This is a genomic window from Sorangium sp. So ce321 (genome assembly GCF_051530195.1).
Taxonomy (GTDB): Bacteria; Myxococcota_A; Polyangia; order Polyangiales; family Polyangiaceae; genus Sorangium.
This window is the reverse complement of record NZ_CP150329.1, coordinates 11,297,979-11,319,966: the sequence shown is the minus strand read 5'-3', so window position 1 is coordinate 11,319,966 and position 21,988 is coordinate 11,297,979. Positions and strand designations below refer to the sequence as shown.

Genomic DNA, 21,988 nt, shown 5'->3' with positions numbered 1-21,988 from the left:
ATGCCTCAGCCGGGCGAGAGCTCAACGGAGGAGAAGTGGAATCCGAGGACCGAAGATCGAAGCTCAAGCCGTTGGTTCAACGGATGGAATGGCGTGTTGTTCCGTTGAGCAAGGGGCATGTGCAGGCGCTCATCGACGAGGGATTCAATGCGTACCACAGCGATCCAGCGGGCAAGGTGGCGGCGGCGCTCCTGACGTTCGCTCGGCTGGTCCTGGACGAGGCGACTCCTGGATGCCAGGACGAACCTGGAGCTCCTGAAACCCCTGCGCCGATCTGTCGCATCACACCGCTCGACGAAGCGATGAACCGCTGGGTCGATGTCGACGAAGAAGGGCGACGGCGGGTACTTACAATCCTGGACGCGATGAGCGCCAAGGACCCAGCCGCCCGCGCGGCGCACGCAGCTCTGGCCTGGGCCGCGCAGGTGTACGAGCTCGCGAGAGCGGGTGTACCTGGTTAGTCTGCCCGGTGCTTCGAGGGGCGCCGCTCGGCGCAGGCGCCGTCGCCGCCCGCGCCGATGGACTCGGTACAGCGGTGGAGATGCTCGTCTCGCCGCAGGGGTCCGACGCCACCTCGGAGGACGCCCTCCGGAGCCACGTGTGCGGGAGCGGCAGCGCCCTGCCACGGCACAGGTGAACCCGTGAGGAAGTTCTCCTTGACATCTGGCCGGTGCCGAGCGCCGCGCGCGCCGGTCAGCGGCGGGGGTGAGGGGCGCCGGTCAGCGGTTCACGCTGGCGTCCGGTCCGGCGCCCTTCGGGGGCTCTAGGGCTCGGGGTTCTTGCCGGCGGTCCTGAGGTTCACGAGCTTGTTGAGCAGGTCGAACCAGAAGGGCGCGCCCAGCGAGGCGGCGACCGCGGTGATGAGGATGCCGGGGCTCAGGAGCCTGTCGAGCACCCCGCGGATCCACGCGACGACGCCCTGGCCGAGGAGCGCCGCGAGCGCATTCCAGAGCCTCGGGGCGCTCATCTGCTCGGGGGCCTGCACGCCCCAGGTGATGTCGAGGCCGAGCCCGGTGAGCTGCTTGTGCGCGCCGCCGCCCTTGTTGAGCGCGGCCATGACGTCCTCGTCCTTGTCCATGCCGCCGTCGAGCGGCGCCTCGCGGGGCGGCGTCTTCACCATCTCTTGGGCCGCGACGATCATGGCCGCGCGCATCGCGGCGTCGCGCGAGAGGGCGCCCGCGAGCTTGATGCTGTCGGCGTTGAACCCGATGCAGAGGGCGAGCGCCGTCGCGCTGATGATGAGCTGCGCCCGGCGCTTGTAACGCCCGGTGGCCCGATCCATGGCGTCGTTGAACCACCGCTCCAGCCGGATGTTGGCCTCGCGCATGTCCCTGACCGTGCAGTCGACGATCGTCCCGAGGGCGCGCCGGAGGTCGCTGTCCCTGGGCATGCGCTCGATGATCTGCCGCAGCTCGTCGAGGGGCTCCTCGTCGCAGCTCGGCGGCGCCGCGCTGGCGGGCGGCGGCGAGGGCGCGGCGCCGGTGGGCGGGGGCGACGGCTCCGCGGCGCTCCCCGGCGCTGGTGAGGGCGCGGCGTCGCTCGCGGGCGACGCGGGGGCGGCGGCGGCGACGGGCGCGGCGGCGGTGACGGGCGCCGCGGCGGCGCTGGCCAGCGGGAGCGACGGCGCGGCGGCGCTGGCCTGTGGGAGCGACGGCGCCTCGCCCCCGGACCAGTCGATGTGCCGCAGGGTGTCGATCAGCGTGGCCACGAACGCGTGCGCCGGGATGTAGGACGGCCCCACCCAGCCGTACTTGAGGTCCTTGATCAGCGGGTGCTGCCGGAGCGCCGCCGCGAGCGGGCTCGGGTGCGGCGACGGCATCAGCCGGGTGCGCACGAGGTCGGCGGCGACCCGGAGCAGGCGCCGCGCGGCCGGCTCGCTCGGGGTGAGCCCGCGGGCGGCGGCGTCGCGGGCGGCCGCCTCGCGCGCGACGAGCAGCCGGAGCACGTGCGGGTCGAGCGCGTGGTCGGCCAGCATGATCTCGATGCTCTGCGCCAGGTTCAGCGCGCGCAGCCGGAAGACGCCGGCGAGCGCCTCGTAGATCGCCGAGCAGAGGACGCTGAGGAGGAAGAAGACGCTGACGAGGCCGATCGCGATGTCGAGGGTCGTTCCCATGGGCATCCGGCAGGGCAGGGCGCGCGGCGGCGCGGGGCGCGGGCCGGCGCGCCTCGCGGTGCTCCCCCGGCCAGCAGGACAGGGAGGAAGAAGAGGCGGCCTTGCGAGCGCCCGTTCCCCTCCGCAGCCAGCTCAGCATACGCCACGGGGCGTTTCGGAGCGAGCGCGCTCGATGCCGGGGGATCTTGGTCTACCATCCCGGCCCCGTGACGAGCGCCACCCTACCCCCCGAGTCGCAGAGCAACAGCGAGCCACAGCTGCGCACCTCCTGGGCCCACGAGAGGGCCGAGCTCGACCGGTCGTCGCAGCGGCCGAAGCGCGATCGGCTCGTGCACGAGCCGCCGCCGGCGTCGCCGCCCGGGACGCTCGTCATCGAGGACACGCGGCGGCCGAAGATCTTCGTCATCGACTACGACGCCGAGGTCGTGTCCGAGAAGGAGATGCAGTCCGTGGACGAGTGCATCCCGTACCTCACGGACGAGCGGCCCTCGATCACGTGGGTCGACGTCCAGGGGCTCGGGCACAAGGCGACCTTCGAGCGGCTGGGCGAGATCTTCAAGGTCCACCCGCTCGCGCTGGAGGACATGGTCAACGTGCCCCAGCGGCCGAAGGCGGACGTCTACGGCGGCGAGCACGTCCTCATCATCGCGCGGATGGCGCAGGTCAGCGACGGCTGCGTGCTGCGCACCGAGCAGCTCGCGATCCTGGTCGGCAAGAGCTTCGTCCTGACGGTGCAGGAGCAGGCCGACTGGGACGTCATGGAGGCGGTGCGGGAGCGCATCCGCGTCGGCCGGGGCACGGTGCGGCAGCGGGGCGCCGACTACCTCGCGTACGCGCTGCTCGACGCGGTGGTCGACGGCTTCTTCCCGGTGCTCGAGCGGCTCGGCGAGCGGATCGAGGATCTGGAGATCGAGGTCATGGACGCGAAGCGGCCGATGTCGAAGCCGATCCACGACATGAAGCGGGATCTGCTCACGCTGCGGCGCGCCATCTGGCCGCAGCGCGACCTGGTCAACACGCTGCTCCGCGAGGACAACCCGATGATCACGAAGGACACGCGGCTCTACCTGCGCGACACGTACGACCACTCGGTGCAGCTGATGGACATGGTCGAGACCTACCGCGAGCTGAGCTCGGGCCTCATGGATCTGCACCTGTCCGGGATGTCGAACCGGATGAACGAGATCATGAAGGTGCTCACGATCATCTCGACCATCTTCCTTCCGGTCACCGCGATCGCGGGCATCTACGGGATGAACTTCCACCACGAGAGCTCGCCGTACAACATGCCGGAGCTCGACTGGTATTTCGGCTATCCGCTCGTCTGGGCGCTGATGCTGGCGAGCGTCATCGGGCTGCTCACGTACTACCGCCGCAAGGGCTGGCTCGGGAAGAACACCGACGACAGCGAGCCGCGGCAGCGGTGACGGGGCGCGTCAGCGCTTCTTCGCCGTCGTGTAGAAGGCGAGGTTGCTGAGCAGGCGCGCGTCGACGGGGCGGCGCGCGAGCGCCTCGCGGCGCGCCGCCTCGACCGGGGCCCGAGGCGTCGCGTTGCTCCTCGCGGAAGCGGCGCAGCCCGCCGCCCGCGAGGCGCTCGTCGCCGCTCCTGGGTGCGGTGAAGAAAAAAAGCGTGGAGAAGGAATGAGTTGAGGGGGAAGGGGGAGCAAGCCGGGGCAGGCAGCAGGCGGGGAGGGGGAGCCGGGAAGCGCGGGGAGCCGGGAGGCGCGGGGAGCGGTGGACGTGCGGAAGGCGGAAGGCGGAAGGCGGAGCCGCGCTCGTGGCGCGGGCGCGAATACGCTGCGCCGAATTGGTCGCGGCCGCGGCCAGCGGTATACTCTCTCGATCATCGAGATGAGGAATCGCGGACGCTGGATCGCTCTCCTGCTCGTCGGTGCGGCGGCGCTCCTCGCCTTCGCCTGCTGGAAGGAGAACCTCTCGGCCGCTCCCGACGCCGCCGCCGGGCAAGGCGGGCCGCCGGGCCGCTTGCGCTTCGAAAAGACGCTGGACGTGGAGGTATTCCAGCGCGGGAACATTCATACACACACATCGCTGAGCGACGGGGACAGCGAGCCGCGCGAGGTCGTCCGCTGGTACCGCGAGCACGGGTATACGTTTGTGGCCCTGACAGACCACAACCTTCGTGTCGATCCCGCGATGTTCCAGCACCTCCAGGCGTCGTCGAATTTTGCCGTGATCCCGGGTGAGGAGGTCACGATGACGGCGGAGGGACGGCCGGTGCACGTGAATGCGCTGTGCGCGCAGGGGCAGATCGGGGGCGGGACCTTCCCGACGCGGGTCGACGCATTGCGGTGGGCGATCGAGCGGGTGCGGGCCGAGGGGGGCGTGGCGCTCATCAACCATCCGAATTTCGACTGGGCGCTCTCGGCCGCCGACATCCTGGGGGCGCCCGCGGCGGAGCTGCTGGAGATCCACAGCGGTCACCCGTACGTGTACACGGACGGCGACGCGAAGCGGCCGTCGCACGAGGCGCTGTGGGACACGGTGCTGACGGCGAGGGGGGCCTCCGGCGGCGGGGTCGCCGCGGTGGCGGTGGACGACCTGCACCAGCTCGTGGCCGACTCGAACGCGCCGCCCGCGGGGCCGGGCCGCGGGTTCATCGAGGTGTTCTCCCGCGAGGTGTCGCCCGCCGCGATCTGCAGCGCGCTGGCCTGGGGCCGGCTCTATGCGTCATCGGGCGCGAGGCTGCGGCGCATCGCGATCGTCGACGACGCGTTCTCGGTGTGGCCGGCGGCGACGGACGCCGTGGTCGAGTTCATCGGCGCCGGCGGGCGCGTGCTGGACCGGCAGCGGCCGCTCGGGGGGCGGGCGACGTACCAGCTCCGCGGGGGGGAGCGCTACGTGCGGGCGCGGATCACGCGGCCGGACGGGAAGCGGGCGTGGACGCAGGCGTACGCCACGGTGGAGTGACGAAGCTGCCAGTTGACCTGGGATCGCCGCAGCAAGTATCTCAGTGTGCGTGCGTCGCTTGCTCTCCTGGGTGTTGCCATGCGCTCTCGCGGTGTCCGTCGCCGGTGTCGGGAATGCGGCGAGCGCGGACGAGCCGTACGACGATCCGGACGCGCGCGCGGCGTCGATGACGACGGGGCTGCTGCGCCGCGCCAGGCAGGCGCAGGCGGCCGGGCGGCAGGTGGCGGCCGCGGCGACCTTCGAGCGGGCGCTGGAGGCGGCGCAGGGGGCGTGGACGACCGACGCGGAGCGGGCGACCATCGCCGGGGAGCTCGGGCTGGTCGAGCTCGCGCTGGGGCGGCATCGGGACGCGGCGAGCCACCTGGCGCAGTGCCTCCAGCACCGGGGCGTGATCAGCGGATGGCTCCGCGACCGGGTCGATGATGGCCTGCAGCGCGCCGCGAAGCGCGTGGCGACGGTCTACGTGACGACCAATCCGCCGGGCGCCGAGGTCCTGATGGACGGGCAGGCGCTCTACCCGCCGGAGCCGGTCCAAGAGGTGTTCGTGGAGCCGGGGGAGCACACCGCGCGGGCGCGGCTCGAGGGGCACGAGGAGGCGGTGCGCTCGTTCACCGCCGAGGCTGGCCTGACGCTCCCGATCGTCCTCAAGCTGCGGCGCCTTCCGGAGCGCGTCGCGCGCGCGCCGGAGGCGGCCCCTGCTGCGCTGCATTCGGCGGCTCCGGCTGCGCCTCCGGCGGGGTCGACCTTCCCGCTGGCGGAGCTGCGCATCGGTGGGGTGGCGCTCACGACGGCGACGGTGGCGGCCGGCACGGTCTTCCTCCTGCGGTCCGGCGTCCTCCGCGATGGCCTCGCCGCGCAGGAAACCGCGCTCCGCCGCGGGGGGTGGGACCCGTCCGCGTGTGGGGGGGCGGGCGCGCCGCCGGCCTGCGCCGAGCTCCGCGACACGGCCGAGGCGCGGGACCTGTTCCGCGAGCTCGGGGTGGGGACGCTGGTGGCGGGCGGCGTCTTCGCGGCCGTGACGGCGGCCGCGTTCCTCACGGATCTGTCGTACCTGGCGAGCGAGCCGGCCCGCCAGGGCGTCCGTGTCGTGCCGGTGATGACGGCAGAGCGGGCGGGGGTCTTCCTTCAGGGCACGTGGTGACAAGGCACGTCCTGATTTAGCGACGCTGGCCCGCTGCGCGCCGGAGGTCGTCGTGAGCCGGGCCGCGACCTCGACACGATTGTCGAGAGTCGATCTCGCACGGAAGCTCGCCGCTCCCGCCGCGGCGGTCGACCCTGCCTGCGTCGCCGCTCTATCCACCGTTCGCGCGCGCCGGCGCCCGGCAAACGCCCGCCTGCTCCAGCGCAGATGGCTTCCGGTCGAAGCAAGCACCGGAGCGCCGGCAGACAGCTTGGCCCGCTGGTCCGTCCGCGAGCACATGCGATGGGAGCTTGAAGCGGTCGACAGATTTTTGCTGTAAGCACGAGTGGCTCTGGACGGTTTGCTTGTCGCAGTGCTTACATACGCCGCTATGGTTCCGAGGCGGTGGGTAACGCCGCCCGGAGACTCCTGCGCGATGTGACGCAGCGGAGCGTCAGAGCCCCGTTGGCTCTAGGCATTGGTCCCTGACCGGGACGATTCGGGAAGGAAGCGACATGCAGCAACATGGCAGCAGCGCCCAGGGGCGCGGTGCGGCGGCGACGTGCGTGCGGCCGCCGGTTCGGCTGAAGATTGCGGGCTCCAGCAGGCTCCCGAGCGCGCCGCTGCGCAGCGCCTCGTGGCTGGGCGCCATCTGTTTGTTGCTCCTCGCATGCGAGGACGGCGCTTCACCGGGGGCCGGCAGAGCGTCGAATTCGTTGACCGCCAACGACGGCAGCACCGGCGTGACGGAGTGCGACAGCTACCTCGATCAATACGAGGTGTGCATGCAGGCGACGTTGCCGTCGCACCAGTTCACCCAGCAGCAGAACGGCATCCGCCGCCAGCGGACCGCGTGGAAGACGCTGGCCGAAAGCCCCTTCAAGAAGCAAGCGCTGGCGCACGTGTGCCGGCAGGCCATCACCACCGCGCGGCAAGAGTTCGAGACCTGCACCTGGACGGGCGGGCTGTGAAGCCATGAAACCGACGATTGGAGCGCGCGAGGGGCGGCTACGCGGCCTTCTGGGGCGCGGCGCAGGGAAGATTCGCTTCGTCTGTGATGGGAGTGAGCAGCTGACCAGCGAGCTGCGAGGAAGCGCACCATGCTGAATGTCATCGGTCGATCCAAGAGGGCTCGGACCACGTCCGTCGTTTTGATCCACGTGCTGGGGCTCGCGGGGCCGATCGCCGCGCTGGCCGCGACATCGTCGCGAGCGCCGAGCGCGGCGGAGCCCAGCCTCCCGCTCGACGATGCGCTGCGCGAGATCGAGTCCGCGAAGGCTGGCTTATCTGGCGCTGCGGCGCCGGAGAGCGTGGCGCGGGATGCGGCGACCGCGCTCCCGGATTCGGGCGACGCGACGACCGTCGCGGCGGTGGCCTCGGCGCAGTGGCTCAACGCCCCTGCGAACGTCGATCCGAGCGCAGCCTGGTCGCTCTTCGACGGCGACGCGCGGACGACGCTGTCCTCGCCCTCGGGAGCCCCGATTCGCGTCGAGGTCCGCTTCGCCGAGCCCACCTGGATCCACCAGGTCAGCGGCTTCGGGCGGACCCGGGGCGCATTGACCATCACCGTGGATGGCGCCGGGGGCGAGCGCGTCCTCGAGGGCGTGGAGCAGCGCCCGCTGGAGCTGTCGGGCGCCCTCGCCCCGCTGCGCATGCCGCTGCCCGTCCTGGCCGAGCGGGCGCTCATCGAGTGGCTCCCCGGGGATGAGTCCGGCCTGGCAGAGCTCGCGTTCTGGGGCGCCCGCGACCCGGTGGGCGTGCTGCCGGAAGCGCAGTGGGCCGATCGGGTGACGAGCAACGGCTTCCCGGGGGCGCTCGTCTTCTCTTCGGATCGCGCCACGGCGCGCTTCGGCGAGGTCGGGAAAGGCGCTCAGACATTCGAGGTCGACGTCTTCGCCGAGCCGCGGTCGCTGTCGCGCGCGTTCCTGGTCTACGAGCTCGAGGGCGTGTCGCACTGGAGCGGGGTGCCGCGCAGCATCAACGGGGCGGCCGAGCGCGCGTCGGCGGCGCTCCCGCCGGCCAGCGCCAAGTCCGGTCTGCAGGTCGAGGAGATCAACCCCGCGTGGCTCGAGCAGGGCGTGAATCAGGTGGCGTTCGGGGCGCCGCGGAGCTCCGTCGAGCACGGCTCCGTGTCGAGCTACAGCGTGAGCCACGTGCGCGTGATCGGGATCCCGCACGGCGGCAGCTACGCTGCGGTCTCCCCCGCCGAGCTGTCGAGCATCGCAGGCCGTCCGCCCTCGGCGCAGGCAACCCAGCTCGGAACGGTCGCGTTCGCCGAGCCCTCGGCCCCCCACACGCTCGGCTTCCGCCTGACCGAGCCGTCGGACGGCAAGCTTGTCGCCATCGCCGCAGGGAGGAAGGAGCGCCTCGAGATCCCGCTTCGAGGCCTCTCGCCCGGCTGGCATCAATGGGACGCGGTGGGCGTGTTCGCGACGCTCGACGCGGTTCGCTTCTCGTTCCACGGCGGCAAGGAGAAATCCTCGCCGATCGGCGATCTGCGCGTGGCCGCGAGCGCCTTGCCGGCGCAAGCGCGTCCGGAGCTCCGCATTGCCTACCCGCTGCACGGCGAGTGCGAGCAGGGGCGAGCCTACGTCCGGGGCTTCGTGCACGGCGCGGGCGCCGCGGTGACGGGTGTCAGCGTCGATGGCCGCGCCCTCACACCCGCCGAGCTGGGCGGCGACGGGGCCTTCGAGCTCAGCGTCCCCGAGGCGCGGGGAGGGGCCGCGTGGTCGGTTCAGCTGCGCGCCACCCTCGCGGATGGCTCCACCGTCGCTCGCCAGGTCGAGCTCGGGCCGTGCCTGGACAAGGGCGCGCTCGCGGCCGCGCCAGACGGCCTCACGCCCGACGTGGGTGCGCCCTATGGCGAGTGGGTCACGCCCGGTGAAGCGAAGACTCTGCACTACGCCGGCGCGACGCTCGAGATCCCGGCGGGGGCGGTCTCGGAGCCGGTGCGCATCACGATTCGACCCCTGACGCGCGATCATGCCTCGCCCGCCGGGCGCGGGCTCGTCAACGTGGTGCCGGGCAGCGGCAGCTTCCGCTTCGGCCCGGCGGGGCTGCGCTTCAAGCGGCCCGCGCGGCTCACGCTGCCGTTCGACCGGGAGGGCATGCCGCCTGCGGCGACGATGCGCAGCATCTCGACCCTCTACTTCGACGTGCCGGTCGGCCTGTGGCGAGCGATCCCCAAGGTGGCGGACGCCAGCGCCGGCGTGATGGTGAGCGAGACCGACCACTTCACCGAGTTCATGAACGCCACGCTCCCGGCGCCGGACGCGCCGGGTCCGAAGAACACGCTGCCCGATGCGATGAACGGCATCGAGCTCGGCAGCCCATCGGCCGGCGTGGACCTGATCGAGCCGCCGAGCGCGAGCCCGCAGCGCACGGCGAACCTGGGCTATCCGCTGCGCGTGCCGCCGGGTCGCAACGGCCTCGACCCCGATCTGGCGCTCACGTACTCGAGCGGCCGTGGCAACGGCTGGCTCGGCATCGGCTGGGACCTCGAGATCTCGAGCATCCAGCACGACACGCGCTTCGGCGTCCCCGACTACGATGGTACCAAGATCCAGAACGATCACCCGGGTTCCGTCGCGGGCTCGGTGCGCTACGCGCTCGACGGCGCCCAGCTGACCGCCGTGGGCCCCGCCGCCGGCGGCATGCGGTATGAGCGCCGCGTCGAGGGGGCGTTCCAGCGCGTCCTGCGGCTGCCGACGGGCGAGCCGGGGATCGTTTACTGGGAGGTGACCGACAAGAACGGGGTGAAGTCGGTCTACGGCAAGACAGCGAACGCGCGTCTCGCCGACCCCAACGACGCCAGCCGCATCTTCAAGTGGAACCTGGAGTACGCCGAGGACCGGTTCGGGAATCGGATCGTGTTCAAGTACTTCCACGACGAGCAGACGATGTCCGGCGTCTCGATGCCGCAGGTCTATCCGAAGAAGATCTGCTACGGCGCCATCACGTCGGCGGACGAGGTCGACTGCGACGGGACCTACAACGTGAGCTTCGTGCTCGACGCCGCCGAGACCCGGCCCGACCGCACCGTCGACGCGCGGGCCGGCTTCCCGATCAAGACGTCGCGCCGCCTGGAGAGCGTCGAGGTCGCCTTCGGCGACACGATCATCCGCAGCTACGACCTCCGCTACACGCTCGGCGCCTTCCAGAAGACGCTGCTCGAGGAGGTCGGCTTGCTCGGCACCGACGGCACCGAGCTGTACAAGCACGATTTCGAGTACGAGGAGCCGCCCCCGGCCCCCTTCGCGGAGCCTGAGGTCTGGGGCACGCTGAAGTCGAGCTCGGGTCTGCGCACGGACTTCGGGCTCTCCCGGACGAAGGGCTCGAGCTTCGGCGGTGGGGGCGGCATCGGCGTGAAGACCCCGGTCATCTCCGCGAGCGCGAGCCTCGGCGGCTCCAGCGGGCACAGCCGCGTGCGCCGCTCGCTCCTGGATGTCAGCGGCGACGGGATGCTCGACCTCCTCACCGGCGTGAGCAGCAGCGTCAACACGGCGCCTCGCCTCCTGCCCCCCTTCGATCACCTGAGCTACAAGAGCATCCCTGGTGTCGGAGAGAACTCGCTCGGATACACGAGCACCGGCGGCTGGACTGCCGGAGCGGGGATCTCCGTGCTCGGCGGCGCTCTCGGCCTCGGCGGTAGCCTCGCCCACACGGAAGCCGAGGATCGCCACATCCTCTCCGACATCAACGGCGACGGCTTCGTCGATCAGGTGTGGGTGAGCGACGGCGCCATCAAGGTCCGCAAGGGCGCGAAGGACCGCTTCGGAGGCGAGGAGACGTTCGGCGCGTACGACGAGTCGATGATCGCGTTCGCGAACGCGGTCCGCCTGGAGAACCAGAAGAGCAGCTTCTTCCTCGTCGACCCGCTGGCGCGCTGGAAGGCGCCGTTCGCCGGCACGGTGCAGCTCGGCGGCGCCATCCAGAAGGGCGCGGCGGGCGGCGACGGGGTCACCGTCTCCATCCTCAAGAACGACGCGCTCCCGCCGATCTGGACCCGGACGTTCGCCGGGGGCGATCTGGCGCCGTGCGTGCCCACCGCGGGCAACACCTGCAACGGCTCCACGCCGCTCCAGGAGGCCCTCAGCGTCGGGGACGACCTCTACTTCCGCGTGAGCGCGGTCGACGACCCGCGCAAGGATCTCGTGCAGTGGTCTCCCGAGATCGCGTACCAGGGCATCGCCGCCAGCCGCGCCGACGACCGTGAGGTGTACGGCTCGTTCGTCTACCGCACGTCGCTGGCCGACGATTTCCGTCTCGTGGGCATGCCGAAGCGGCCCTGGATCCCGAACGCGCCGGGCGAGGTCAGCGTGCTCGGCGGGGGGACCAAGCTCTCGACCTCCGACGATGTCGAGCTCAACGTCTACAAGGTACCGTCCACTGCGGACGCGTGGGATGACGCGCAGCGCGTGGCGCACACCAACCTGGCCGCCGGCTTCGAAGGGGCGTATCAGGTCACCGGGGCGGGCATCCGCGTCGATACGGGCGACTTGCTCTACTTCGAGCTGAAGTCGGACTCGCCGGTGGATCCCGAGCGGGTGGGCTGGGAGCCCGTCGTCGAGTACACGCGCTACAGCCGGCCGGACCCGGAGGCCGAGGCTTACGTGGAGGGGGCCGTGCTCGGGTGCGGTCCCTCCGAGGAAGATCTGGAGACGATCGTCTGCGAGATCGAGAACGATCCGACGCCGGAAGATCCGGTGCCCGTGAGCTTCATCGTGCACCAGCCGGAGGTAAACGTCGCCGTCTTCATGTGGCAGGCCGGCGCGCCGACGACGCCAGTGACGGCGGAGAGCTCGACCAGCGCGGGCACCTTCATGAAGGGCGTCACGAGCCACCCGGTGTGCGCCCTCGTGCAGGGCGTCAACAAGCTCTTCTCGAAGGCGTGCCTCGGCCCCACGGCGACGGGCCCCGTCGCGCTCGCCGCTCCGGTCGGCATCACCCCGGGCGAGCCCATCTACTTCACCCTGATCTCCAGATCGCCCCTCACGCGCGTCGGCGCAACGCCCAGTGATGGCCAGGTGTACTGGGATCCGGCGACCGGAGGGGACCTCGCGCCCGTCAACGTCCGCTGGCTGGATCCGAACTTCGGGGACACCGAGGCGCCGGCGCCCACGCACGACATGATGGCGGGCGGCTATCACCGATGGTCGTTCGGGGACTATCGCGGCGACCAGACCTTCAGCGAAGCGGCGATCCAGCATGCGAACGTGAGCAGCGACACGGCGCCCTTCTTCTTCGCGACCATCTCCCGCGCGGGGATGGCTGGCGGCGCTGGTCCCGTGTACAGCACGCGTGGTCAGGGCAGCTTCGTGGGACGCGGTCTGTTCTCGCCCGGGCGCACGAAGGCCGGCCGCGGCTTCTCGGGGAGCGCGGGCATCGAGGCGCTGCGGCTGTCCGACACGTGGAGCTACGGCCTGGACGCCAACGCTTTCAACGTCGGTATCGGGATCGGCGCGGCCGACACCACGGGTGAGGTCGACTTCCTCGACATGAACGGGGACAACTTGCCCGACCTGGTGACGCGCAACGGCGTTTTGTTCAACACCGGCGGCGGCTTCACCTCCAAGCGCGCGGTCGACTTCGACGAGTTCCGCGAGGTCGACCAGGAGAGCATGCGCTTCAAGGCGAGCATGTCGCTCGGCGGCAGCGACGAGAAGGACCAGGCGGTCCCGGACACGGACACGCGCGGCCGGACGCGCGCGGTCATGTCCACGAGCTTCTCCGTCGGGCTCGACTACGCGGTGAGCTCCGGGAAGACGGAGCTGCTCGACATCAACCATGACGGCCTGCCGGACCGCGTATCCTTCAGCCCCGAAGGCGGAAACCCCGTCGTGCGCCTCAACACCGGCTACGGCCTGACGGCGCCGATCGAGTGGCCGAATCCGGACTGGAGCGCCAGCGGCATCGGCCTCCGCGAGGATGTGCTGAATGCCATCAACGTGATGGACGTCGAGACCGGTCCGAACGCGGCGCGCTACGAGGACACCGGCTCGCTCAGCGCAGGCGTCTCGGTCGGCGCGTCGTTCAGCGTGGGCCTCTTCGGGGGCGGCGGTCACGTCGGCGCGGGGTACGTCTACAGCCTCAACCGGCAGGCGGTGGACTTCATCGATGTCAACGGCGATGGCCTGCTCGATCACGTCAGCCGGCTGCCGTATGACCCGCAGCTTCGGGTCAAGCTGAACCTGGGCGATCGCTTCGACACGGAGCAGACGTGGGATCTCCCGCCATGGCCGAGCGACGTGGAGGATGCATTCGCCACCGTCGGTTCGGACATTCTGAAGACGTTCGACACCGAGAAGCGCAAGCAGGAGGCGTTGACCTTCTCCAGCTCGCGCGACTACAGCGCGACCTTCGACGCCGAGATCTGCTACTTCTTCGTCTGCGGCAGCGTCTACGGCTTCTACAACGACACGGCAGGCGGCAGCGACGTGGCCTGGCGTGACGTGAACGGCGACGGGCTGGTCGACCACGTCGCCAAGGTCGACGGCCATGCCGAGGTACACGTCAAGCTGAACCAGCTCGGGAGGGCCAACCTCCTCAATGCCGTCAATCGCCCCTTCGACGGCAGGTTCGAGCTCACGTACGAGCGTTACGGCAACGAGGTCGGCGACGAGGCGGAGCCGAGCGTCGACCTGCCGGGCAACAGCTACGCCCTCGTCTCGGTCGTCTCGATGGACGGCCGTGGCCAGGCCCTCGGTCAGACCCTGGACTACACGGCGCCGGCGGGCGGAGCCGCCCGCGCGCAGACGGGCAAGTACGACCGCGTCGAGCGCGAGGACTACGGCTCGTCGATCGTCACCATGACGCGCGGCGTGAAGAACAGCGAGGGCAGCTGGGTGGACGGCTCGGGCGACGGCTCGCAGGTCGAGACGCACTACTTCAATCAGGACTACTACCGTCGTGGGCTGGTCCATCAGGCGATCGAGCGCGGCTTCACGCCGAGCGGCGATCTCGTCCCCTACACGCGCCAGACGTTCACGTACGAAGACCCGACGCCCGGCGGTGCGAGCGTGCAGGACAAGCCGGATCCCATCGTCGGCTCGTTCTTCCCCGCGGAGACGCATCGCACGACGGAGTGGTTCGAGGGAGAGGCGACGGCTCAGAAGTCCACGGCGGAGCAGCGGACCTGGAGCTTCGACCACGGCGGCCTCGATACGCTCTTCCTGAGCGCCGACGAGGGCACCGCGGACGACCTGTTCTACAAGGTCGAGTACGACACGCGCGGCTTCAGCTATTCGAGCCCGAGCGAGCTGTACCTCGCGCAGCCGGACCGGGTGGCAGCGCGCAGCGGAAGCGCGTCAGGCGCCGTGCTGCGTGACCGGCGGGCCACCTACCATCCCACGACCGGCGCGCTCGAGACGTTCAGCCATCACATCACTGGGGGCGGCGTTCCGGGCTCCACCGCGACGTACAACGACGCCGCGAGCACGGTCACGATCGAGCGGGACGAGTTCGGCAACATCCACAAATTGATTGATCCGAACGCCTACGAGCTCACCTACCTCCACGACGCCACGGGGATCTACCGGACGAGCATCACGGATTCGTTCGGCTACACGTCCGAGAGCAGCCCGGACTACCTGTTCGGTGCTGTCGAGACCACGACCGACCTGAACGGCCACGGCACGAGGTACAAGTACGATGCCTTCGGCCGCCTGCTCGCGGTGTGGGGGCCGAACGACTTCGTGGAGGATCCCGTCGCGCAGGAGGGCGTGGTCCCCACGCTGCGCGCCGTGTACGGGCTGCAGCCGGGGGCTTCTGCCGCGCCGTTCTGGGCGATCATGGGCCACAAGGACGTCTCCCGGAACGCGCCCACGACCACGCCCCAGCTCCACGACTACGTCGAGACGGTCACCTTCATCGACGGCTTCGATCGCGTCATTCAGACGAAGAAAGATCTGGAGAAGGACTTCGGCGACCACACCGAGGTCGGGATGATGGTCAGCGGCTATCTCCAGTTCGACGAGCGCGGGCGCCGGGAGGCGCAGGGCCAGCCCGTCTTCAGCACGGAGGCCGCCACCGCCCTGGTGGACGTATCCGACGCGGACGATATCCTCACGACGTGGGAGTACGACGCCCTCGGGCGCGTGACCAAGCTGACGACGCCCTCCGATCAGGAGGACGTCGGGCAGAACTCCGTCGAGACCCATACGACCTACGGCTTCGGGCTGGACCAGGAGGGAGTCCTGCGCTTCCGCACCACGGTCACGGAGCTCGACGACGGGATGACCATCCAGCACCGTGACGTCACGGATCGCGTCGTCGAGATGATCGAGCGCGCGAATCCAGCGGACGGCACGCCGATCGTCACCCAGTATCGCTACAACGCCGTGAGCGACCTGCTCGAGGTCGAGGACGCTCATGGCAACGTCACGACCGCGACGTTCGACACGCTCGGGCGCATGGTGAGCCTGAACAGCCCTGACGCCGGGCTCATCGAGTGGGAGTACGATCTGGTCGGCAACCTGCGGGAGAAGCAGACCGCGAAGCTGCGGGCGTCGTCGCAGCGCATCACCTACCAGTACGACTACAATCGCCTGCGGCAGGTCACCTATCCGACGAGCACGCCGCGGGTCTACACCTACGGTGGTCCGTCGCTCGCGGGGGACGAGGACGGAAACGTCGCCGGTCGCGTCATGACGGAGACCAGCGAGGCCGGCGAGCGCACCTTCCGCTACGATCGGCACGGCAACAGGGTCCAGCTCCAGGCGACGTTCCCACGGCTGCGGGAGCCGCACCGCGGTCCCTACCGCTACCAGGTCGAGCATCAGTTCGACTCGTTCGGACGGGTGCTGCGCATTCTCTTCCCGGACCTGCGGGTCGGGACCAACCCCGACCAGATGCCGCTCGGCGATCCGAGCCGCGAGGTGATCAGCTACAGCTACGACGCCGGCGGCAACCTCAAGAGCATCCTCGGGTTGAACACGGAGATCAACGAGCAGCACCCCGACGAGTCGCCGAACACTATCTACCTCGCGCACATCGGCTACGACGAGTTCGGGCAGAAGGTCCGGCTCATCGCGGGCAACTTCATCGAGACGACGTACCAGTACAAGCCGCGCACGCGCAGGCTCGCCAACGTCAACGCGGACCATCGCGACCCGTTCCTGCGTCAGCAGAACAAGCCGGCGAGGCCGTTCCAGCGGCTCGACTACACGTACGACCATGCCGGCAACGTGACCGAGCTGCGGAACGACGCGCCGTTCGACAACCAGATGAACGGCAGCGTGCTCGTCGGCAACCTGAAGCACACGTACCGGTACGACGCGCTGGACCGCCTGACGCAGGCGGCCGGCGTGGTGCAGGCCAGGTCCCATGAGAGGTATCGCTACACGCAGGCGTTCGAGTACGACGACATCCACAACATCACCAGGAAGACGAACAAGAGCTTGCGGCAGGTGCCGGACTCCTCTCCGCGTGATGAACAGGACGGCGAAGATGACGGGTGGGCGAACGATCACCCCATCCCCGAGCAGACGTACGACGCGATCTACACCTACGCGGGGCCCCGGCCTCACGCGGTCACGAAGACGTCCGAGAAGCTCCATGTGGAGACGCAGCGCGACGATCGCGTTTACCAGTACGACGCGAGCGGCAATCAGCGGACATGGACCTTCCGTGGCGCCACCCGCGAGATCATCTGGAACGAAGAGAACCTCGCGAGCGAGATCAAGCTCTTCAACCAGACCCGCTCGAGGAACCTCTACGATGGCGAGGGGCAGCGCGCGATCTCGAAGCACGACGTCGTGGGCCAGGAAGAGACGGCATACATCAGCCAGGACCTCACGATCCGCGACGGTCGCTACCTCACCAAGCACGTGTACGCGGGTGACACGCAGCTCGCGTCCAAGATGGACAGCGCCTGGCTGAACCACCCGCCGACGCTGTACTTCCACACCGACCACCTCAGGAGCACGCAGTACTCGAGCAACGAAGAGCAGACGCTCATCCAGCACAACGAGTACTTCCCGAGCGGCGAGCTCTGGCGCGACGAGACCGATTCCCGCTACGAGCTGGCCCGCCGCTACACGTTCAGCGGCAAGGAGCTCGATATCGGCACCGGCCTCCACTACTTCGGAGCGCGCTACTACGACGGGCGCCAGAGCCAGTGGCTGAGCCCGGATCCGATGGTCGCGCAGTACTTCAGTGGGCAGCCCGCGCTCGGGGTCTACGCGCCGGTGAACCTCAGCCTGTACGCGTACACGGGCAACAACCCGACGAACTATGTCGATCCGAACGGGCAGTGGATCGAGTCGGCATGGGACGCGCTCAGCCTGGGGATGGGCGTGGTGTCGCTGGTCGACAACGTGCAGAAGGGCAACTGGGGAAGCGCCGCGCTCGACGCCGGCGGTGTGGCCCTCGACGCGCTGGCGCTGGCCCTGCCCGTCGTGCCCGGCGGCGCGGGCGCCGCGCTCAAGGCAGTCCGAGGCGCCGACAAGCTGAACGACATGCGCAAGGCGGTCGACACGGGCGCGGACGCGGCCAAGGTCGTCGCCAAGCACGGCGACGAGGTCGCGGACGCCGGCCGGCACATGGACGATGTCGCCGATCTCGGCAAGCAGGCCGATAACTGCGTCGGCAGCATGTGCGGTGCTCCGGGGCTGTGCTTCGTCGCCGGTACGGAGGTGGCGACCTCGTCGGGGCTGGTGCCGATCGAGACCGTGTCGGTGGGCGACCGGGTGCTCACCTCGGACGGCCGGAGCGAGACGCTCGTCGACGAGAGCTGGCGGCTTGTCGAGCTCGAGATGCCGAGCCGGGCGGGGGCGCGCGATACCATCGAGATCCGGCTGCTCAGGCCGCCGTCGTGGCTCGCGGCCAACGGGGTTCTGGTGGGGCGGACGGTCTGGCTGGCGTACGAGGAGATCTCGCTGGCCGGCGAGGCGCTGGTGAAGCGCATCGGGCCGGCCCCGCAGATCGCGGCCGGGCCTGGTCGGGTCGTGCTCAGCACGATCAACCAGACGGCGAACGACGTCGTGCGCCTCCGCTTCAGCGAAGAGGACGAGGTCATCGAGGCGACGTCATCGCACCGGTTCTACTCGGTCGATCGCGGCGACTGGGTGCGGGCGGACAACCTGCAGACAGGCGAGCGTGTCAGGACCGCCTCGGGCACGCTTGCGGTCTCCGGCGTGGATGTGCTACCGGGTGCGCACCGCGTCTTCAACCTGGAGGTCGAGTCCGAGCATGAGTACTTCGTCTCCGAGCTCCGCGTCCTCAGCCACAACACCCAGCCGTGCGGTGGGGGAGCGGCAGGGGACGGGAGCATCACCGATCCCAGCCGCTTGCTGCCGGAGCGTGCAGGACCGGTTGGCCATATCGCTCCTAGTGAAGTTGCTGGGAAGACGCCCGCACAGATCGACGCACGAGCTCGCGAGCTCGGGCTCGCTCCCCGCGGTCCGGATCCCGCAGGTGGACGCGGCGCGTACATCGACCCTCAAACGGGGCGCCAGCGGATACTCTCGCATCCCAACGCTAGCTCACCTCACGGACACGTGAACAACCCCGCAGGCCAGCGTATCGACATGAACGGCAACGTCGTTGAGCCGGAATCGCCTGGTGCGCACCTCCCGCTCGGAGGTGGCGGATGACCGGGGACGAAGCGTGGCGATCGCTACACGATGCGACGCTCGAGACGATTGAACTCCGCTGGGAGTCTGGCGAAGTGCGCTTGCGGATTCGCACCGGTGATCCAGAGCAACCTCGGCTCGTCGTGGTGGCATCATCGGTGCATCGGATGGAGTGTGCCAGGCAGCTACCCTGGGGATTCAGCGTCTCGATCAACGAGGTTCGTGGACCTTCCCCCATCGATGGCAGGGGCGCGTGCGTGGAGGTCGAGATGCAATCAGGCGATGTAATCCGAATCGAGGCCCTCGAGTTCTGTGTTCGAGGAGCAGATTGAGTTCGCCTCCCACGGCAGCCAGCTCGCCAGTGCGAGAGTTAGAGGTAATGCCGCGCACGTCTCGTCGATATCGCAGGCCCTAAGATTATCAGCCATCGCCTGCTCCCACGCCCGCTTCGTGACCGGGAACGGGTGTCTTCCGGAGCGCCGATGGAACAAAACAGTTCCGTGTCGATGAAGCATCGATCACTGGTGCGCACGGGGATATTGGACCCCACGTGCACTTCGAGAACGTCGATCCGATGCGTCGGGGCAAAGATGCGATCATGTCCAATAACTATGTTCCGCTGGAGTAGCTGTGGCTAGCCTTCCCTTTCCAGTTGCCACGTGGGGGATCGTGTCGAGTGCTAATGACGGATCCGCTCCAATCGAGAGGGTGCGCATTGATCGATGTGTTCCAAGTGGATTCATTATAGTCACAAAGGAACCTGCGGGGACATTTGACGTCTGGGTTGAGAGTGAAGCGGAGGTCATGGAGTTTATGGAGTCAATGGCGATCCGCTGGGAGCAGTGAGCTAACACTCGTGGGATCGCTTCCCCTGGCCATCATCGGGCACCGGGGCTGGGTCCGCTTGGGATCCGGGGGACAAAGCCGGACATTGATTTTACAGATCACGGCTACCCCGATATCCACCCAGATCCTCACCAGCATAAGCTTACACCGAACAATCCTACGCTAGCGCCAAAGGGTAGATTCTAACGCGGGGACCCGGAGCTACTGTAAGTACGCAGCCGATATCAATGGTGCGCAATGCGGTATTGGATCATGGATCAAGATGAGACGCCCCAGAGATTTCCGTTGCAGCAATTGCTTCGGAGAGTGTATGAAGTTGCTGACATAGAAGATTCCACGTGCAAGCTTCATAAGGTCCGCGGCTATGGATGCCAGATCCACGAGTGGGAGGAGAGGCTAGATTCGGAAGATGTGATTCTTGTTCCTGTTGATATTCTTGACAGGGTCACCGAAGGAACAGAGGAGTGGTTCTACGACCTTGAAGCAGAGCTGCCGGGCACAGAAATTGTCTTTGGTCTACACGACAGCACGGCGCTATTTGTAGAGGCGCCGCATACGATTGCGGAGAAGGTCGCCTGTGCATTCGAAAAAGTTCGTCCGTCATGATGATGCCGGGCACGACGCGCCTCCAAGCCATCAAACCTGAGCTCAGAGCAGCCTCAGCTCGTCGTGGTGGCATCGTCGATGCGTCGGATGGAGTGCGAAAGGCAGCTGCCCTGGGGATTGAGCGCCTCGATCAATGAGGTCCGGGGACCTTCCCCCGCAGAGGGCGAGCTCGCGCGCGTGGAGGGAGATCGAGATGCAATCAGGCGACGTCATCCGCATCGAGGCCGTCGAGTTCTGCCTTCAAGGAGCAGATTGAGCCCACCCCTCGGCTCTCCCCGTCGGCTCTCCCCCGGCTCCCTCCCCGGCCCCCCTCAGCCCTCACGCCCCGGCGCGCTTCCCCTCCAGCCGCGCCAGCACCGCCCGCGGCGACATCGTCGCGCGGTACACGTAGATCTCCCCCGCGTCGTCCTCCCCCAGCACCTCCTCGCTCACGCGGAGCTGCTTGCCGACCGCCAGCAGGATCCTCGCGGGAAACCCCTTCCGGATCAGCTCGACGCGCTGCCACACCGCAGCTCGGCTCCAGAACCCGAACGCCTCCAGGTACACCTCCTCGCCGGTCTCCGCGTTCTGAAACACGAGATCTGGCGCGCACACGACCTCTCCGGGCAGCGCGAACAGCCGCTCGTTCTGCGCCACGCTCCACGGCGAGCCGAGCTTCCTGAACCCCTCGCAGAACGCTGCCAGCTCGGGCGTCGTCTCCGAGAGCTCGCGCCCGTGGTACACGAGCCCGTCCGCCGGGCCGATCTCGACCGCGAGCGGCTCCTTGTCGCGCCCCCAGCGCAGGTCCGCCCGCAGCCGGAACGAGGCGCACGAGAGCACCGACGGCAGGAACATCGCGAGCCGCAGGCCGTAGCGCTGGACCGCGTCGAAGAGGCTGAACGGGCCGTCGAGCGCGATCGTGTAGCCCGAGGCCGGATCCCCCTGGACCACGTGGATCAGCCCGTGGAACCGCGCCGCGCGGAAGATCTTCCGGTACCGCGCGGCGCTCTCCCCGTCGATGCGGATCGTCACCTGCGTCGCCCGCAGGAGGATCGACTGCGCCAGCGCCAGGTTGTACCGGTCCAACAAGACCTCGGGATCGTCCGCGGCCGCGCGGCGGAGGATCTCGGCGCCGCGCAGGTCGGCGTAGAGCCCCGCCTCGATCGCCGCGGGCGTCGTGCCGAGCCGGCCGGCCACCTCGTCGAGCACGGCGGCGCGATCGAACCGCGCGCGCACGTCGAGCGCGCGGTGCGCCGCCGCCGCCGCGTGGAACAGCTCGCGTCGGAGCGCCTCGGGGTCGACCCCCTCCTGCACCTCGAACTCGCAGCCGTCCTCGAGCACCTTCCTCAGCCCGAGCGCGGCGACGCGGTCCCGCGCGGGCACCTCCACGGCGTCGAGCGCGGCCTCGACCTCGTCGCGGCTCTCGCCGACCCGCTGCGACAGGATGTCGAGGTACGTGCGCGCGACAGGGAGCAGCCGCTCGGCCGCGGCGCCGCGGAGGTACTGCGGGACGACCATCCCGCCCCGGCGGCGGACCCGCACGAGGTCACTGGTAAGCAACGTGCTCCCGGCGCTTGTCGCTCACCCGCTGCTCGCTCGTCGCGAGCGCCACGACGAGGTCGTCGTAGCCCCTGCCGTCGGCGCGCTCGGGGCTGGCGGTAAGCCCGAGGCGGAACAGCGCACCCCGGGCGCGCTCGATGCCCACGACGCGAAGCGTGCCGCCCTGGAAGCTCGCGACGATCGGCGCTGTGGGAACCGGCTTGGTCATCGGCACGCTCTTTTGCCGCAGGCAGGGCCGCGTGCCAACCGGAGAGTGAAGGGCCC

At 69.2% G+C, this 21,988-nt stretch carries 10 protein-coding genes; 7 read left to right on the top strand and 3 right to left on the bottom strand.

Going from position 1 to position 21,988, the window contains the following annotated elements; genetic code table 11:
• The first annotated feature begins 35 nt into the window (after positions 1-35).
• The gene (locus WME89_RS41965) at positions 36-461 is read left to right on the top strand and encodes a hypothetical protein (protein WP_438005196.1); all 426 of its coding nucleotides are present in this window, start codon (positions 36-38) and stop codon (positions 459-461) included.
• Positions 462-763: 302 nt separating this feature from the next.
• Here WME89_RS41965 and WME89_RS41960 read toward each other — a convergent pair whose 3' ends face one another.
• Positions 764-2,113, bottom strand: coding sequence for a hypothetical protein (locus WME89_RS41960; protein WP_438005195.1), 1,350 nt, complete (start codon positions 2,111-2,113; stop codon positions 764-766).
• Between the two features lie 206 nt (positions 2,114-2,319).
• Here WME89_RS41960 and corA point away from each other — a divergent pair, with 206 nt between their 5' ends.
• The 6 genes from corA (at position 2,320) to WME89_RS41930 (ending at position 20,185) form a co-directional block, all read left to right on the top strand.
• Positions 2,320-3,540, top strand: coding sequence for a magnesium/cobalt transporter CorA (corA, locus tag WME89_RS41955; RefSeq protein WP_438005194.1), 1,221 nt, complete (start codon positions 2,320-2,322; stop codon positions 3,538-3,540).
• 424 nt (positions 3,541-3,964) lie between these two features.
• Complete coding sequence (locus WME89_RS41950) at positions 3,965-5,041, top strand: PHP domain-containing protein (protein WP_438005193.1); 1,077 nt, start codon at positions 3,965-3,967, stop codon at positions 5,039-5,041.
• 91 nt (positions 5,042-5,132) lie between these two features.
• Positions 5,133-6,182, top strand: a complete 1,050-nt coding sequence (locus WME89_RS41945) for a PEGA domain-containing protein (RefSeq protein ID WP_438005192.1) — start codon at positions 5,133-5,135, stop codon at positions 6,180-6,182.
• A 494-nt stretch (positions 6,183-6,676) separates the two neighbouring features.
• A complete protein-coding gene (locus WME89_RS41940) occupies positions 6,677-7,132 on the top strand; it encodes a hypothetical protein (RefSeq protein WP_438005191.1) in 456 nt (151 codons plus the stop codon).
• A gap of 129 nt (positions 7,133-7,261) precedes the next feature.
• Positions 7,262-18,754: a SpvB/TcaC N-terminal domain-containing protein gene (locus tag WME89_RS41935; RefSeq protein WP_438005190.1), complete on the top strand. Its 11,493-nt coding sequence runs from the start codon at positions 7,262-7,264 to the stop codon at positions 18,752-18,754.
• Between the two features lie 1,077 nt (positions 18,755-19,831).
• Positions 19,832-20,185 (top strand): hypothetical protein, encoded by a 354-nt coding sequence (locus tag WME89_RS41930; protein WP_438005189.1) that lies wholly within the window; start codon positions 19,832-19,834, stop codon positions 20,183-20,185.
• A 318-nt stretch (positions 20,186-20,503) separates the two neighbouring features.
• On the opposite strand, the gene WME89_RS41925 is transcribed toward WME89_RS41930, so the two are convergent.
• Together WME89_RS41925 and WME89_RS41920 are read right to left on the bottom strand one after the other, a co-directional pair.
• Positions 20,504-21,724 (bottom strand): DUF790 family protein, encoded by a 1,221-nt coding sequence (locus WME89_RS41925; protein ID WP_438005188.1) that lies wholly within the window; start codon positions 21,722-21,724, stop codon positions 20,504-20,506.
• Entirely contained in the window at positions 21,711-21,932 is a 222-nt protein-coding gene (locus WME89_RS41920) for a hypothetical protein (RefSeq protein WP_438005187.1), read from the bottom strand. The genes WME89_RS41925 and WME89_RS41920 overlap by 14 nt, the downstream gene beginning before the upstream one ends.
• Positions 21,933-21,988: the final 56 nt, after the last annotated feature.